The following is a 16,494-nucleotide window of genomic DNA, read 5'->3' as shown; positions in this document are numbered from 1 at the left end:
GATTTAATGTAAATTTACGCTGGTACTTTGATCTTGTGGAAGATACGGTAAAGCACAGGGACAACGATCAATGTCAGCACCGTTGCAAAGCCCAAACCAAACATAATCGTAACCGCCATCGGTTTAAAGAAGATGTCAGGCAGTAGTGGGATCATACCTAAAATAGTGGTAATCGCTGCCATACAAACTGGGCGAACACGACTTAATGCCGCGTCCACAACCGCTACATATGGATCCTTGCCAGACTTCATTTCTATTTCTATTTGATCCAGCAGTACAATTCCGTTCTTCAGTAGCATTCCTGACAAGCTCAAGAAACCAAGCAATGCCATAAAACCAAATGGAGTATTCAACGCCAGTAGACCAGTTGTTACACCAATAACGGCCAATGGCACGGTTAGCCATACAATCAGCGGCTCTTTAACTGAGTTAAATAGGAACACAGTAATCAAGAACATGAATAGATAACCAAGTGGCATCGTTGTAAATAGGGACGCTTGCGCATCACGTGAGGACTCATATTCTCCACCCCACTCTAATGAATAACCTGGCGGCATTTCAATGGCTTCAATCTTAGGCATTAAACGTTTTTGTAGCGTAGAAGCTGTTTCTTCACCTAACAGATCAGGGTCGGCAAATACAGTAAGCATACGCTTACGATTCTTACGAATAATAAGCGGGTCTTCCCACTGCAGTTCATAGCCTAATGTCACTTGTTGTAGTGGGATAAACTCACTTAACGCAGGGCTCCAAATCTTCATGCCTTCGATGTTACGAATATCAATTCGCTCATCTTCAGGTAATCGAGCCACAATCGGCATCAAGGTAGTACCATCACGATACACACCCACCGATTTTCCTGAGAATGACATTGCTAAGAAGTCATCGACGTCAGATTTAGTGATACCGTAACGACGAGCTTGGCTTTCATTAAACTGAGGCTCTAGTACCTTCGTACGTTCACGCCAATCATGACGAATATTATAAGCTCCTGGATCCTCATGCATGATGTCCATAACTTGCGCGGCCAAGCCACGTAAAATCGTAGGATCAGAACCAACAATGCGCGCTTCTATTTTCGCACCGCCACCAGGGCCAAGTTCAATTTGCTTAAGTTTGTAATTAATCTCAGGAAAAGTTTCTTCGATGTGAGCTCTAAAGCGTTTCATAAGGGGCTGTAACCCCTCATAACTTTTCACTCGAGTAGTAATTTCGCCATAAGCGGCATAACTTTTCTCTGGCGCATAAGTCAGCATGAAACGCTGCAGACCTTTACCAGCAGTCGTTGTGATGTGTTCAACTTCCTCTTGTTCAGATAGCCAGCTTTCCAACACTTTTAACTTAGTGTTAGTCGCTCGAATATCTGTGCCTTCTGGCATCCACACGTCCACTTGGAAAATTGGCGTTGTAGATGAAGGAAAGAAAGATTGCTTAACATGAGTGAAGCCATACAAGCTCACAACTAAACCAACGACAAGAACAATCACGGTTAACCATGCACGGTTCATACAAAACTCTAGAAAGTTTTTGTAGATGACAAACACCATGCCGTTGTATGGGTCAGAATCTTCGCCTTCCGGCTGCTTCTGGCCTTTAAAGAACAAGTCAGCAAAGAAAGGCGTAATGGAAATCGCCGTAAACCAACTCAACATTAACGAGATAAGAAGTACCGTAAACAACGTACCACAGTACTCACCTGTCGCGTCTTCAGATAATCCGATAGGAGCAAACGCCGTGACCGCTATGACTGTCGCGCCTAACAATGGCCACTTAGTTTGAGTGACAATATCGGTCGCTGCTTGCATTCGTGTCCGCCCTTTCTGGGTTCCTATGAGGATCCCTTCGACGACCACGATGGCATTATCCACCAGCATCCCGAGTGCGATAACCAGAGCACCTAATGAGATACGCTGTAAATCGATCTTGAAATATTGCATAAAGATGAACGTACCAAATACCGTCAGCAACAATATCAAACCGATCAACAAGCCAGAGCGAAGCCCCATGAAGAACAGAAGCACGATAATTACAATCGCGACCGCTTGGCCTAAGCTCACAACAAAACCACTTACGGATTTATCGACTTCTTTTGGCTGGTTATAAACTTCTGCAATATCGATCCCAACGGGCTGCTGGAATTTGAGTTCCGCTAAACGGCGGTCAAACGTTTCTCCAACCGCCACTACGTTCACACCTTGAGCAAAAGACACCCCTAGGTTTAACGCCAGTTTGCCGTTGTAGCCAATAATATTACTTGGTACTTCAACATAACCACGCTTAACGTCAGCAACATCTTTCAAGTAGATCAACCCTTGAGCACCGCCCTCAGTTAGGATTAAATCACCTAACTGAGACACATCTTTAAACTCGCCGGTCGGGTGAATTCGAATGTATTCGTCACCGATTCGAATGGCACCAGCATCCGACACAACGTTTTGTGTCGATAGTAAATTAAACACCGTATTTGGAGACAAACCCAAGGAACTGATTCGCTTCATCGAAATCTCAATGAACACTTGCTCTTGCTGCTCACCAGATACCGAAACTTTACTCACACCTTCAACCAGTTCGAGTTCTCGCCTCAAGTAATCGATATAGTCTAAAAGTTCTTTATAACTATAACCTTCACCGGTTACCGCAAGCAAAATACCGTATACATCACCGAAGTCATCGACCACTTTAGGCGTATTCACCCCAGGCGGAAGTTGCCCCTGTAGATCGTTCACTTTTCGGCGCAATTCATCCCATATTTGCGGAAGATCATCTGGACCATAATTATTCTTCATGGTCACAGTAATTTGCGATAAACCACGGCTTGAAATGGAATTCACTTCATCAACATAAGTGAGCTGCTGAATCGCTTTTTCTAGCGGGTATGTCACTTCTTCTTCAACTTGCTGAGGCGTTGCCCCAGGGTAAGAAGTGACTACCATTGCGTCTTTGATTGTAAATGCAGGATCTTCTAAACGCCCTAATCCGAAGAATGCCGACACACCACCAATTAAGAAGATCAGTGACAGCATCCAGCTAATCACTTTGTTACGAATGAAATACGCGGCTACGCCAGTGATTTCGTCGTCTGTTTGCGGCTTATTATTCAAATCACTCATTGCTCATCTCCTGAGACAATACTTCCACTTTCATTCCGTCTCTCAACCTTGCAATACCGGCCACCACTACGGTTTCACCTTGCTCTAAGCCATCCAATACTTGCAAAGTATTCACGCTTGCTTTGCCTAATGTAACGCGCTGTTTAGTCACACTGTCGTCGTCATTTAAAATCCATACGAATGACTCCGACTTACTTAACCTGTCACCGTCGGCATTAAACACCGCTTCCACAGGAATACGGACCCCAGCATTTAAGTCCAAACCAATGTCTTCACCTTTACTGGTCACCTCGACAGCCATACCATCTAAGACAATTTCCTCTTCAGGCATTGGCATAGAAAGAGTGACTGTGAAGGTGCCCGTCGAAGGATCTGGTTCAGTCGTAAACTCTTTGATTCTTGCCGGGTATTCATTACCACTTGGGACACGTACGACCGCTTCTACTTTCGAAAGGTCCGCTTCTGTCGGTTGGTTTACATATAAGCGATCTGGTAATTGAATCAACACCTCGACGTCTTCGACACTATGAATATTCACGACTTGTTGACCCACTTGAATATTTTCAAACTGGTCCACACTTACGCGGGAAATAATGCCATCAACAGGCGCTTTTAATTTAGTGAAGGATAAACGTAATTTCGCCAGTTCAAGTTCGGCATAAGCAATTTGCCTTTGCGCCGCTATCTCATCGAACTGAGACTTAGCCAAAAGCCCTTTTTTTACCAGTGGGCTCGAGCGTTTATATTGGCTATCAACAACACTATATCTCGCTTGCGCATTGTTAACTTCTAATTGGTAATCCGTAGGGTCGAGTTCTGCTATCACATCACCTTTTTTGACATGAGAGCCTTCTTTCACCGAAATAGAATTAATTTCTCCCGCGACACGGAAACTCAAGTGAGACTTCTCAGCTGCGTTGGCAACCGCAGGGAAATACAATCGGTCTTGAACGATTTGCTCTCCCAATAACATCACTTTAACGCGTGGAAGCTGATCAGGTGCGTCTTGCACACCTTCACTACAACCGCCAAGGAGCATTAACGATGACAATGCAGCAATAGATTTAAAATGCTTCATATTATAACCCTCGCTCCTTAACCCACTCTCGAACCTTGATGCCGGAGTCAATGCCGCTCACCCCTGAAGTCACGATTTGGTCACCATCTTGAAGGCCCGATAGCACTTGTTGCTTGTCGTTTAATTTTACTTGGACTTTCTCAACCACATTGTTTTGGTCAATTCGCCACACGTACGTTCTGTTGTTTAAATCAAACAGTGCAGACGTTGGGATACTAGTAGCATCACTCTTAGCGGCAACGACGCGAACGTTACCGGCCATTCCCGGCAAAATACCGACATCGGTAGGACGATCCATCACCATGGTGACTTTATACGAACCTGTTTTTGGGTCCGCTTCGGTATCAATTTCTTGGAAGGTCAGTGGGAAGCTACGGCTTGGGAAAGAATCAAAAGTCATTGTTGCTTCACTCTCAATTCCAGAAGAAAAGCGATTCAACAATTGATCAGGTAATAGGAAAACCACTTTAAGAACTTGGTTCGTTTGAATATTCATTACACCTTCTTTCGCTGCAATGTATTCATGATTCTCTGCGGGGATGATCGAAACCGTGCCGTCATAAGGAGCGACTAGCGTGGTATAGCGTAGGTTGGCTTCAGCCTGCTCAAGTACCGCTAATGCTGAATTGTGATTGGCTTTTGCTTGATCGAAGTCCTGCTCAGAAACAACGCGATCTTTACGTAGCTTCTTATAACGCTGATATTGCACGTCTGCTAGTTTGAAGTTCGCACGAGCTTGCTTCAACAATAGCGTGTATTCATCTGGGTTGAGATGAGCGAGCGACTGCCCTTTTTGAACAAGTTGACCAGCGTTAACATCAATACTTTGAAGGAGCCCTGGGACACGGAAAGCTAGTACCGCTTTGTCACCGGCTTCTGTTGTGGCAGGAAATTGTCGTTCAAAAGTGTTGTTGCCTACAGAAACAGTAAAAAGCTTTGCGGGTCTGGATTCAGGTTCAGGGACTGGAGGGAGGTCTTTTCCGCAACCGGACAAGCCTGCTAAGGTTGCTAATAATACAACAGCAGCTTTATGCATTTGAGATCATCCATATCAATAATTTAACTTATAACATAGATTAATAAGGTTGCTGATTCCAGAAATATATTGTATTTGCGTCGAGAAAATTGCATACAAAATAATAACTTGGATAAGTATTTACCCAAGCTATTATTCACATACAAGATATAGATTAAATGTTCTTAAATTCTCTATTTACTTTGAAGCTATCGGAAGTCACATACGCCTCCATCGACCTTACGCCTTTTTCCAGCTTATCGAAGTCTTTTTCCAGCGTATCGAGCAATGATTCCGCTGATTGCCCTTGCTCCCAAGGCTTGCTTTTCAGCTTATGTTCCTGCCTCGCTTTTAAAGATTCAACATACTGAGTCGGCTGTTTTTCCAGCATAAATGTCATTGCGACATACGCTAGGATGACCAGAAAACTACCGCCCAATAAGGCAGCTGAAATCACCATGATTCGAACTAACCATACTTCCAAGCCGAAAAAATTCGCTACACCTGCACATACTCCAGACAACTTGCCATTCAGCGGATCTCGGTACAGTTCTTTACTCATAATTTCGTCTCCAATTTGGTGACTCCGCATCCAGTATTTTCTCTAGCGTAACAACACGAGCCTGCATTGACTCCGCTCGCTCTGAAAGCTGCTTTAGTCGCTCCATATCAGCATCAGATAATCCGTTAGCAGACTTACGCTTGCTGCGGTAATGAAGGAATAGCCATAGTGGAGCAACAAATATTAAAAAGACTATTAACGGTCCTGCGATAAGAAATGTTGACATATATGACTCCTAAATTATTTATCTCGGTTTTCTACTTGCTGCTTAAGTTTCGCTAATTCTTGTTCAATCTCATCTTGCGCTTGTAGTTCAGCGAACTCTTGGTCTAATGACTTAGCATTACCTGTTTTCGCATAGACATCGGCTTCTGCTTCTAGTTCATCGATTTTACGAGAATACTGTTCAAATTTCGCCATTGCCTCATGAGTGCGGCTCGAATGTAAGTGCTTCTGAACGTCTCGGCGATTTGTCGCGGTTTGATTTCTAATTGCTAATGATTGCTGCTTAGCTCGGGTTTCTGCAATCTTGGTTTCCAACTTACCAATTTCTCCAGTCAATTTAGTGATGGTTTCATCGACTAGCGTTAACTCTGTATGTAAGCCCTTAATGATGTCTTCTAACTTCTGCTTTTCAATCAGTGCTGAGCGCGCTAAGTCTTCTCGACCTTTCGTTAATGCTAACGTGGCTTTTTGCTGCCAATCGTCGATCTGAGAGCCCATCGCCTCTACTTTACGCGAAAGCTCTTTTTTATCTGCGATCGCTTTAGCTGAATTAGTACGTACTTCAACAAGCGTATCTTCCATTTCCTGAATAATAAGGCGGATCATTTTTTCAGGATCTTCAGCTTTATCCAGTAAAGCGCTAATGTTTGAATTTACAATATCTGCGAAACGAGAAAAAATACCCATAATGATTCTCCTTAATTAACAATACTTATTTGCTTTCCCTATAGGTATATCAAGTCTCGTGCCAAGTTTATTAACTATAAATTTCAAGAACTTAAATAATTAGACCAATTTTCACACAGCATGGTATGATTAATTTAACCAACATTTGGTAAATTTCACCAGCTCAAGGAAACCTTCGAATGCAACAGAATCTGATTGGCGAATCTCCATCATTTCTCACCGTACTAGACAAAGTTTCTCGGCTCGCGCCAATTGAACGGCCAGTGTTGATTATTGGTGAGCGAGGAACCGGTAAAGAGCTAATTGCACAGCGCCTTCACTATCTATCCAAACGTTGGGATCAGCCATTAGTATCATTGAATTGCTCGACTCTAAGTGAAGGGCTAATTGATTCTGAATTATTTGGCCATGAGTCTGGCTCATTTACAGGTTCGAAAGGGCGTCATCAAGGTCGATTTGAACGAGCTGAAGGTGGAACACTATTTTTAGATGAGTTGGCTACAGCTCCACTTTCTGTTCAAGAAAAATTATTGAGAGTGATTGAATACGGCCAGTACGAACGCGTTGGTGGGCAAAAAGTCCTTAATGCCAATGTACGATTGGTATGTGCAACCAACGCTAACCTGCCTGAAATGGCTGAAAAAGGTGAATTTAGAGCCGACTTACTCGATCGCCTCGCGTTTGATGTTATCGCGCTACCTCCCCTGAGAGAACGCAAAGAAGACATTCTTTTACTGGCTGAGTACTACGCGATCAAAATGTGTCGTGAATTACACTTTGATTTATTTGTTGGCTTCACACCGAATGCCGAACAAGAGCTACTCAATTATCGTTGGCCAGGGAATGTACGTGAGTTAAAAAATGTCATTGAAAGAGCCATCTACCAACACGGCAAAGCCGATTACCCAATCGATGAATTAGTCTTTGACCCATTTAATCAACCTTGGCAATCAACAGACAATGACAAGGCCCCATCTACCGACCATACTGAAAACAAAGCATTTGATTTGCCTCTAGATTATAAAGCTTGGCAAGAAGAACAAGATGTTCAGTTACTCACTCAAGCCTTAGAAGCCAGCAAGTACAATCAAAAACAGGCCGCCGAACTATTAGGGCTTAGCTATCACCAATTACGAGGAATGGTCCGCAAATACTCGATTGTCGGGCAAAATGTTGATAAATAGCTCCCTATAATTGATAAGTGATTGGAGCACAATAAATAAAATGGTAAATTACACGGATCTTGAGGCGCTTGTAATGCCTCGTTTCTCAACATATTTCTTTCTATGAAAGCACTACTCAGACTCACGTTCGGAATACTCACGTTCGGCCTCCTTGTTGGCTGTGGTGAAGAAGTAGATCACGAACAGATCCGCAAAAGCGGCTTCGTATATTGTGGGCAAGGTTACCCTTATACCTTTAACCCTCAATTGGTCGACAGCGGTATCACTTCAGAGTCTCTTAGCCCTCAAATATTTGACACCTTACTCCAGCTCGATGCGGGTACGTACCTGCCCGTAGCGAACCTTGCTACGAGTTGGAAAACCAACAAGTCAGGGACTCAATACACTTTCAAACTTCGTAAAGATGTTTCGTTCCAAACCACAGATTGGTTTACCCCAACACGAACGCTTAATGCTCACGATGTTGTATTTAGTTTCAGACGCATTATTGATAGCACACACCCATTTCATTATGTCGGTGGCGGACTTTACCCTTGGTTTGCAGGCATCGATTTCCAGAATTTGTTGGTAGATGTTCAAGCGGTCGATAACTTAACGGTCAAATTTACGTTAAGCAGACCAGACAACTCGTTTTTGAATAACATTGCCACCAGCCACGCTGTCATTCACTCCAAAGAATATGGCGACCAGCTGATCCTAAAGGACGATAAAGGCGCGTTAGATTCCCAGCCGGTAGGTACAGGCCCCTTTTACCTCAGTGAGTTTCAACTTAATGATTTAGTCCGTCTTCGTCGCCACGATAATTACTGGCGTGGCCCTGCCAAGATGGAACAAGTGGTATTCGATACCTCTCAACGTGGTACTGGTACTTTAGCGAAGCTACTTCGTAACGAATGCGACGTTCTTAATTCGCCGATTTCGAGTCAAATCCCAATCATTCAGCAGCGTGACGAGTTAAAACTCAGCGCGACACCAGCCGTCAATGTCTCTTTCATTGCTCTGAATACCGCTCACCCTGCGCTCAGTGATTCTAGGGTTAGAAAGGCGTTAAATTTGGCCATCAACCGCCAAAATATTTTGGACTCTGTGTACTACGGTACCGGAACAGAAGCGTACACTTTGCTCCCCCCTACTTCTTGGGCATACCAAAAAGACAGTATCCAAGTACGCTACGACCGAAATTATGCGTTGGCGCTACTGCGCGAGGCTGGTATTGAACCGGGCCTTGAGTTATCGATGTGGGTTCCACTTGAACCACGCGCTTACAATCCAAGCCCGCGTAAAACAGCTGAGCTAATTCAAGCAAACCTTGCTGACATCGGTATATCACTGAAGCTCTTCACCGATGATCGTTTCGACCGAACTCAGCTAAACTCGATTTCATCGACAGATTTATTATTGACAGGTTGGATCGGTAACACGGGCGATCCAGACAACTTCTTACGCCCTTTGTTATCTTGCAGTTCAGACAGGGCAGGGCTTAATGTATCCATGTGGTGTAACTCTGACTTCGACTTTTTGTTGGATTTAGCACTGGAAATCAATCAGCAAAGACACCGAATGAATCTGTACCACCAAGCTCAAAATATCTTGAATGAAGAATTCCCAGTGATTCCATTGGCACACGGCGTTCAATTCAGAGTGCACGATAAATCGTTAACTGGCTTTAGACTCAGCCCATTTAACTCTCAGCCTTTTGATCTTGTTGAAAGGAGTGGGAACTGATGCTTTGGTACACCTTACGACGCATTAACTTATTCGTGATCACGCTTGCCATCCTCACCATGGTGGGCTTCTCTTTACTGCGTTTAGATCAAACTTCACCGTGGTCAATGTTGGAGTTTTGGCCTGGCTGGCTAAATTACGTGAGTGAACTGTCCACGCTTAACTTTGGCCTAAGTAAAAACGGCACTCCAGTTATGGAAGAGTTAGCGGTTGTATTCCCCGCTACCCTCGAACTGTGTTTTTTCGCTTTCATTATTTCACTATTCATCGGTATTCCAACAGGAACCTTAGCGGGAATGAGACAAGGTAAGTTCGTTGATACCATTATCTCATTTACCTCAATGACAGGTTACTCTGCGCCGATATTTTGGGTAGCGCTATTAATGATCATGATATTTTCGTTGCACTTCGAAGTCGTTCCAGTTGGCGGGCGCTACGATCTGCTTTACGAAATTGATCATGTCACAGGCTTTGCGATCATTGACGCATTCTTATCAGACAACACCTATCGAGCGCATGCACTACAAAGTGTATTGGAACACATGATACTGCCAAGCTTGGTGCTAGCTCTTGCCCCTACCACGCAAGTTATTCGATTAATGAGAGCGTCGGTAGCTGAGGTAATGACTCAAAACTACATCCGAGCGGCTCGGATCAAAGGTCTCTCAACTCACGAGATCGTGACTCAGCACGTACTAAGAAACGCTATTCCACCAATCATTCCTAAAGTCGGGGTTCAGCTTTCGAGTATGCTCACTCTGGCAATCATTACCGAGTCGATTTTTAACTGGCCGGGGATTGGCCGCTGGCTATTGGATGCGCTGTCTAACCAAGATTATGTATCCATTCAAGCGGGGGTAATGGTAGTTGCGACTCTGGTTTTAACCGCAAATATTTTGTCAGATCTATTCGGAGCGATGGTAAATCCGTTAGTAAGGAAAGAGTGGTATGCTAACAAATAACGTTTACCAAGAAGAACAGATCCCGACTCAATTCGAGCGATTCTGGCGAAGCTTCAAAGCCAACAACTTTGCAATGTTTGGGCTATGGTGCTTAGGCTTTATTATCATCGTCACTCTGTTTTCTCCTTGGCTCGCACCTCATGATGCGCAAGAGCAAACCGGACAACTGCTAATACCGCCATCGTGGAATCCAGCAGGTACAGTTGAGTACTTCCTTGGCACCGATGACTTAGGTCGCGATATTCTTTCCAGGCTGATTATTGGATCACAATTAACGTTTGGGGCCGCTGTGATTATTACCGCGATCGCAGCAGTCATTGGCTGTTTGATCGGTGTTCTAGCGGGAATGACCAAAGGGCTAGTGTCGAGTACTTTGAACCACTTACTTGATACCGTAATGTCGATCCCTTCTCTTCTACTTGCGATTATCTTCGTCGCTTTCCTTGGGTTTGGCGAATTCAATATCTTGCTGGCCATTTGCTTAGCGCTTATCCCACGTTTTGTACGCTCAGTGTATATCGCGGTACACACTGAAGTAGAGAAAGACTACATATTGGCTTCACGCCTCGATGGTGCGAACAACTTCTATCTTTTATGGAACTCTATTTTACCTAACATTCTTACCGTGATTGCCATCGAAGTTACGTTGGCACTGTCCGTCGCGATCTTGGATATCACAGCTCTTGGCTTCCTTGGCCTCGGGGCACAAGCACCAAGTACTGAATGGGGCGCAATCTTAGGTGATTCGGTAGAACTTATTTATCTAGCGCCATGGACAGTAACGCTTCCTGGGCTCGCCATTCTTTTTACCGTTATTGTTATTAACTTGGTTGGTGAAGGCGTTCGCCAAGCCCTTAATGCGGGGATTGAATAATGCCATTACTCGATATTCGACACCTAACCATTGAGATCCAAACACCACAAGGTTTGGTGAAAGCCGTAGATCGCATGAGCATTACCCTTAACGAGGGTGAAATCCGTGGTTTGGTGGGCGAGTCTGGTTCCGGTAAAAGTTTGGTTGCCAAAGCCATCGTCGGGGTATGTAAAGAAAACTGGCGGGTTACAGCAGACCGAATGCGACTTGGTAATGTCGATCTCCTTCAGCTAACACCACGAGAGCGACGACGTGTAATTGCTCGCGATGTTGCAATGATTTTCCAAGAGCCTTCGACCTGTTTAGATCCTTCGGAAGAAGTGGGACGTCAGCTGATAGAATCCATTCCTTCAGATTCGTTTGACGGAAAATGGTGGGAACGCTTTAAGTGGCGTAAAAAGCAAGCCATAGCCCTACTCCATAAAGTCGGCATTAAAGATCACACTCGTTTAATGGAAAGCTATCCCTACGAACTGACTGACGGTGAATGCCAAAAAGTCATGATCGCGATGGCGATAGCGACCAAACCCAAAGTCTTGATTGCGGATGAACCGACCAACGATTTAGACCCGATCACTCAATCGCAGATACTGCGTTTATTGAGCCGGATGAATCAGGTGAATAACACTACAATTGTACTAATAGGTCATGATTTAACGACCATTACTCAATGGGCAACTCGAATTACTGTGATGTACTGCGGCCAATCGGTGGAATCGGCGGATACGAGTAAACTACTCGCAGCTCCTAAGCACCCGTATACTGTAGCGCTACTGAAAGCGATGCCTGACTTTAGTGATTGGATCCCACACAAAGAAAAGCTCCAATCTTTGCCTGGGTCTATTCCACCGCTTCAGCACTTGCCGATTGGATGTCGCTTAGGTCCTAGATGCCCATATGCTCAGCGCCAATGTGTTGAAATTCCATATGCAAGAACGGTTAAGAATCATAAGTTTAGCTGTCACTTTCCGTTGAACATGGAGAAGAAAAAGAAATCATGAGTGCGTTATTAGAAGTCAGTGGACTTTCAAAAGAGTTCACCACTCGTTCTGGTCTTTTCCGTAAGAAGGTGCACCAAGCGGTTAAACCAGTGAACTTCACCTTAGAAGCGGGACAAACCATAGGCTTTATCGGCCAAAACGGTTCCGGTAAGTCGACGCTCGCCAGAATGCTAGCGGGCATGGTCGAGCCAACGTCTGGGGAGATCCGCGTAAACGGCGAAAAATTGGAACATAAAGATTATTCGACGCGCTGCAAGTTGATCCGAATGATCTTCCAAGACCCAAATACCTCGCTCAATCCACGAATTCAGATTGGTCGCATACTTGAAGGCCCACTTAAGCGTAATACCAGCATGCCACCGGAAGCGCGCATGAAACGTGTGAAAGAGACACTGCTACGTGTGGGCCTGCTACCTGAACACGCCTACTTCTACCCACAGATGTTGGCAACCGGACAAAAGCAAAGGGTATGTTTAGCACGTGCACTTATTTTGCAGCCATCCATCATTGTGGCTGACGAAGCACTCAACGGTTTAGATATGGCAATGCGCTCTCAAATCATTAATCTATTCTTAGAACTTCAAGAAGAGATGGGAGTGTCTTTCGTTTACGTATCTCAGCACATTGGGATTGTGAAACACATCACCGACAAGGTCATGGTGATGCACGAAGGCAATGTCGTGGAGTCCGGTGATACCCAAGAAATCCTCACGAATCCGTCACATCAAATAACCCAGAGACTGGTTGAAAGCCACTTTTTCAAAGCGCCCTGTCACTAACCTCTATGAATATTGCAAGGAAGCCAATATTCACATACCCACTAAACGCAAAGCTGCTACTTTCGCTCAGTTGTGCTTTGTTTGGTGTAGCGCCAATAGCTTATGCTACCGGCCTCACTTGGCTGGATAAAGCATTTGTAGAAAACGCCTTCTATCAAGTTGCACTCAGAAACGAATACGCAGCAGGTGCGAAACCACTCGCGAAGTGGAGCAAACCACTCAAGGTATGGGTAGAACATAAGGTCGGAGACAAAGAGCTCCACCAGCAACTGACTGAGTTGCACCTCCAGCATTTACAAGACATCACTGGCTTATCCATATCTTTAGTTCAGCAAGAATCTAACGCTAATGTGAAGTGGATATTCACTCAAGAATCGACTTGGGTCGAAGACGTACCAAAGGCAACGGGAGTCAGCTCAACGGACCATCTTAAAGGTGCCATTTGTACTGCAGGGTTTAGTATGAATGCTAAGCGAGAAATCGTTCGAGCGGGCATTGTTATCCCCGTTGACCAAGCTCGCGACAAAGGTAAATTACTCGCGTGTATTGTAGAAGAAATAACTCAAGTACTTGGATTACCGAATGACTCGGAAGATGCTTACCCATCCATCTTTAACGATCAAACACCGAACGATTTGCTGTCACCACTCGATGTGGTCTTGTTGAAGTTGCTCTATGAACCAGAGCTGCAGGCAGGAATGGTTGAGGAAGAGCTCAAACCAATTGTAAAAAAGATACTAAGGCGCTACGAAAAAACAGGTGTATTGAAAGGGGCGGCAAAAGTATCCACACAAGCTCCGCTATACCAACTTGTGGGATACTAATAATGTCTCAGTCAGAAATTAACTGACAGAGAAAATACTTAACGGCGAGAAGCTTGCTTCTTCAATTCAAAATCGAATTCATCAGGGAAAAGAATCACCCCTTCTTCTTGCTCGTTAGGGAATACAACCACAGCTAACTCATCGTCTTCCAAGCCAACAGTCCAACGACTGTGCCATTTATTCAATGAAATTGCTTCAGCTTTACACTCTTCCCAATCGCCTGTTGCCCATGATTCAGCAAATTCTTGGTTTGGCCATACAGGAACGCAATCTTCTTCTTCTGTATTCAACATCACGCAACCATGCTCATCCGTTAAGATCCATACTTCACGGTTCGCAACGATTTCTTTAATACAGTATTTGAAACGCTGCTCACCATCATATTTGTTGATCGCTGCGATTTGAGTATCATCAAGTTGTTTTGTCATGCTAGGTTTTCCTAGTTATTCGTACCAACAGGCTTAGATGTCTTAAATATAAACTTATTAGTAGTAAAAATAAAAACGCCCGCTGAAAATCAGCAGGCGTTTAAAGTTGCATAGCTAACGCTTACACTAGCTCAGCTTGTAGCCAAGGCCAGCCTTGCTTCTTACGGCTTAGCGTGTTTTCCATCATTAGTAAGCCGTCTTTTTCGTGCTTAACTAATTTTTCAGCCCACTCACCTTTGTAAAGAAGACGAGTTTGAGCCGTTGTGATGTCTGTCAGCATCACTGCAGCGAATGCTAGACCGTCTTTCTCACAACGAGCTTCAAGGTCAGCTTCTAGTGCTTCGATCATACCGTCAACTTGCTCTAGAGTCGCAAGCTCAACTTGACCAACTACAACGTCACGGCCGTTGAATGGGTAGCCTTTAAGATCTTTCTCTACTAGCTCAGCAGCAGAAAGGCCTTCAATGTTTGTCTTAGCAATCAATAGATCTTTAATGAACGCGTCTACGTCTTGTACGTCAGCGATTTCAGCCAGTTCTGCAACTGCGTCTTTATCTTTTTGAGTACATGTAGGAGATGCGAAGCCTACTGTGTCAGAAAGGATAGCTGACATCATTAGCTTAGCAATTTGTTGCGAGATTGAGTGACCTTCAATCTTGAACATGTTGAATAGAACAGTGTTAGTACAGCCTACAGGCCAGATCCAAGCTTCCATTGGGTTAACTGTCATCACATCACCTAGACGGTGGTGGTCAACGATACCTAGAATTTCAGCTTCTGCTACATCATCCGGTGCCTGTGCTAGATCAGAGTAGTCTACTAGCCAAATTTTTTCGCCAGCTACAGAAGTGCGCAGTTCTGGAGTTTCAGCATCAGCAACTTCTAAAATGTGCTGAGTTTCGCGGTTGATTTCGCCTTGGCGAATTGGCATTGCTTCAAGACCACGAGATTTTAGTAGCTCAGTTGCTACTAGTGCACTACAAATACTATCGCTATCTGGGTTCTTATGACCGACAACTAGAATCATCTTTCTTCCTATTCAAGTCTAATTAGAGATCTACTATCTTGTAGATAAAATTGCTCACAAAGGTCGTTACTTTACCTGAATTTTAAAATTTGTCATTCTCTACAAGTAACAGATTTTTACTTTGTAATTATCACTAACCTGTCACTTATAAAAATTCCTAATATTGAGATCAGAAATTCAAACTCTTGACTAGACTTAACACATTGTCTGGAGGGCGATTTATGAAGAATCTGTTTGGGTTTTGGCTTTTGTTGTTCTTTCCTTTTCACGCACTATCTAACAACACACTCATACAAGCGACTCAAGCAACTTGGCCACCGTATGTCTTTGCTAATGAAAATTCAGGACTCGCTGTTGAAATCGTGAAAGCCGCGTATCGAACACAGGGCTACCAACTTGAATTTGAAACCAAACCATGGTTAAGAGCTCTCAAAGAAGTGAAAAACCAGCAGAAAGACGCAATGGTCTCCATTTGGTGGTCTGATAGCCGTACCGACTCACTCCACTTCAGTGTTCCGTACTTGACGGTTCACCTAAAGTTTATCGTTCTTAAGGAGAATAGATTCGACTATCAAAACTACGAATCTTTAAAAGGTATGACAGTCGGGGTTATCGAAGATTATGGATATGGTGAAGCATTTAATTCTTCTGCCTATTTCACAAGAGAGGTCGGAAGCGATCTTGCTACCAACATTCGAAAACTCAAAGCCAAACGCGTCGACGCTATTATCGCGGACGAAAGAGCCACGATGCACACTATAAGGAAACTCGGAATCGACCCCGACCTGTTTTATTTCGTCGATCGAAGTTTGATGATCAAACCCGTTTACCTCGCGGTTTCTAAAAACCACCCCAATAAGCAAAAACTACTCGTGAAATTCATGATCGGCCTGCACCAAATAAAGCAATCAGGTGAGTACGATCGCTTAATTGAACAATATAAATAATTTATTCAAACTTTTAGTTGCGAATAATTATCATTTACATATACTGATAATAATTCTCATTACGAA

General features: G+C 44.0%; 16 protein-coding genes. 8 read left to right on the top strand and 8 right to left on the bottom strand.

Annotated features, from left to right (window positions below; all coding sequences use genetic code 11):
- Positions 1 to 14: 14 nt before the first annotated feature.
- The 6 genes from ELZ11_RS03225 to pspA form a co-directional block, all read right to left on the bottom strand.
- Positions 15 to 3,110, bottom strand: coding sequence for an efflux RND transporter permease subunit (locus tag ELZ11_RS03225; protein ID WP_137355926.1), 3,096 nt, complete (start codon positions 3,108 to 3,110; stop codon positions 15 to 17).
- Positions 3,103 to 4,188: an efflux RND transporter periplasmic adaptor subunit gene (locus ELZ11_RS03220; protein WP_137355925.1), complete on the bottom strand. Its 1,086-nt coding sequence runs from the start codon at positions 4,186 to 4,188 to the stop codon at positions 3,103 to 3,105. The genes ELZ11_RS03225 and ELZ11_RS03220 overlap by 8 nt, the downstream gene beginning before the upstream one ends.
- Before the next feature lies 1 nt (position 4,189).
- On the bottom strand, positions 4,190 to 5,224 hold the full coding sequence (locus ELZ11_RS03215; protein ID WP_137355924.1) for an efflux RND transporter periplasmic adaptor subunit: 1,035 nt from the start codon (positions 5,222 to 5,224) through the stop codon (positions 4,190 to 4,192).
- A gap of 154 nt (positions 5,225 to 5,378) precedes the next feature.
- Positions 5,379 to 5,765, bottom strand: a complete 387-nt coding sequence (pspC, locus tag ELZ11_RS03210; RefSeq protein WP_137355923.1) for an envelope stress response membrane protein PspC — start codon at positions 5,763 to 5,765, stop codon at positions 5,379 to 5,381.
- The gene (gene pspB / locus ELZ11_RS03205) at positions 5,758 to 5,991 is read right to left on the bottom strand and encodes an envelope stress response membrane protein PspB (RefSeq protein WP_137355922.1); all 234 of its coding nucleotides are present in this window, start codon (positions 5,989 to 5,991) and stop codon (positions 5,758 to 5,760) included. Before pspB ends, pspC begins: the two co-directional genes overlap by 8 nt.
- Positions 5,992 to 6,005: 14 nt before the next feature.
- Positions 6,006 to 6,677 carry a phage shock protein PspA gene (gene pspA / locus ELZ11_RS03200; RefSeq protein ID WP_137355921.1) on the bottom strand — a complete coding sequence of 224 codons (672 nt, stop codon included), beginning with the start codon at positions 6,675 to 6,677 and terminating at the stop codon, positions 6,006 to 6,008.
- A gap of 179 nt (positions 6,678 to 6,856) precedes the next feature.
- Here pspA and pspF point away from each other — a divergent pair, with 179 nt between their 5' ends.
- The 7 genes from pspF (at position 6,857) to ELZ11_RS03165 (ending at position 14,026) form a co-directional block, all read left to right on the top strand.
- The gene (gene pspF / locus ELZ11_RS03195; protein ID WP_137355920.1) at positions 6,857 to 7,861 is read left to right on the top strand and encodes a phage shock protein operon transcriptional activator; all 1,005 of its coding nucleotides are present in this window, start codon (positions 6,857 to 6,859) and stop codon (positions 7,859 to 7,861) included.
- A 102-nt stretch (positions 7,862 to 7,963) separates the two neighbouring features.
- A complete protein-coding gene (gene sapA, locus ELZ11_RS03190; protein ID WP_137355919.1) occupies positions 7,964 to 9,586 on the top strand; it encodes an ABC transporter substrate-binding protein SapA in 1,623 nt (540 codons plus the stop codon).
- Complete coding sequence (locus ELZ11_RS03185; protein WP_137355918.1) at positions 9,586 to 10,548, top strand: ABC transporter permease; 963 nt, start codon at positions 9,586 to 9,588, stop codon at positions 10,546 to 10,548. Before sapA ends, ELZ11_RS03185 begins: the two co-directional genes overlap by 1 nt.
- Positions 10,535 to 11,422 carry a putrescine export ABC transporter permease SapC gene (gene sapC, locus ELZ11_RS03180; protein WP_137355917.1) on the top strand — a complete coding sequence of 296 codons (888 nt, stop codon included), beginning with the start codon at positions 10,535 to 10,537 and terminating at the stop codon, positions 11,420 to 11,422. Before ELZ11_RS03185 ends, sapC begins: the two co-directional genes overlap by 14 nt.
- On the top strand, positions 11,422 to 12,423 hold the full coding sequence (locus tag ELZ11_RS03175; RefSeq protein WP_137355916.1) for a peptide ABC transporter ATP-binding protein: 1,002 nt from the start codon (positions 11,422 to 11,424) through the stop codon (positions 12,421 to 12,423). The genes sapC and ELZ11_RS03175 overlap by 1 nt, the downstream gene beginning before the upstream one ends.
- A complete protein-coding gene (locus ELZ11_RS03170; RefSeq protein ID WP_137355915.1) occupies positions 12,420 to 13,202 on the top strand; it encodes a peptide ABC transporter ATP-binding protein in 783 nt (260 codons plus the stop codon). The genes ELZ11_RS03175 and ELZ11_RS03170 overlap by 4 nt, the downstream gene beginning before the upstream one ends.
- A 5-nt stretch (positions 13,203 to 13,207) precedes the next feature.
- Positions 13,208 to 14,026, top strand: a complete 819-nt coding sequence (locus tag ELZ11_RS03165; protein ID WP_137355914.1) for a DUF2927 domain-containing protein — start codon at positions 13,208 to 13,210, stop codon at positions 14,024 to 14,026.
- 38 nt (positions 14,027 to 14,064) lie between these two features.
- On the opposite strand, the gene ELZ11_RS03160 is transcribed toward ELZ11_RS03165, so the two are convergent.
- Both ELZ11_RS03160 and ELZ11_RS03155 read right to left on the bottom strand, forming a co-directional pair.
- Positions 14,065 to 14,454 (bottom strand): DUF2750 domain-containing protein, encoded by a 390-nt coding sequence (locus ELZ11_RS03160; RefSeq protein WP_137355913.1) that lies wholly within the window; start codon positions 14,452 to 14,454, stop codon positions 14,065 to 14,067.
- Positions 14,455 to 14,575: 121 nt separating this feature from the next.
- Entirely contained in the window at positions 14,576 to 15,481 is a 906-nt protein-coding gene (locus ELZ11_RS03155; RefSeq protein ID WP_137355912.1) for a manganese-dependent inorganic pyrophosphatase, read from the bottom strand.
- 221 nt (positions 15,482 to 15,702) lie between these two features.
- On the opposite strand from ELZ11_RS03155, the gene ELZ11_RS03150 reads away from it, so the two are divergent.
- Complete coding sequence (locus tag ELZ11_RS03150) at positions 15,703 to 16,428, top strand: transporter substrate-binding domain-containing protein (RefSeq protein ID WP_137355911.1); 726 nt, start codon at positions 15,703 to 15,705, stop codon at positions 16,426 to 16,428.
- The last annotated feature ends 66 nt before the right edge of the window (positions 16,429 to 16,494 follow it).

This window comes from Vibrio profundi, from assembly GCF_005281835.1.
Lineage (GTDB): Bacteria > Pseudomonadota > Gammaproteobacteria > Enterobacterales > Vibrionaceae > Vibrio > Vibrio profundi.
This window is presented reverse-complemented; position numbering and strand designations above follow the sequence as displayed.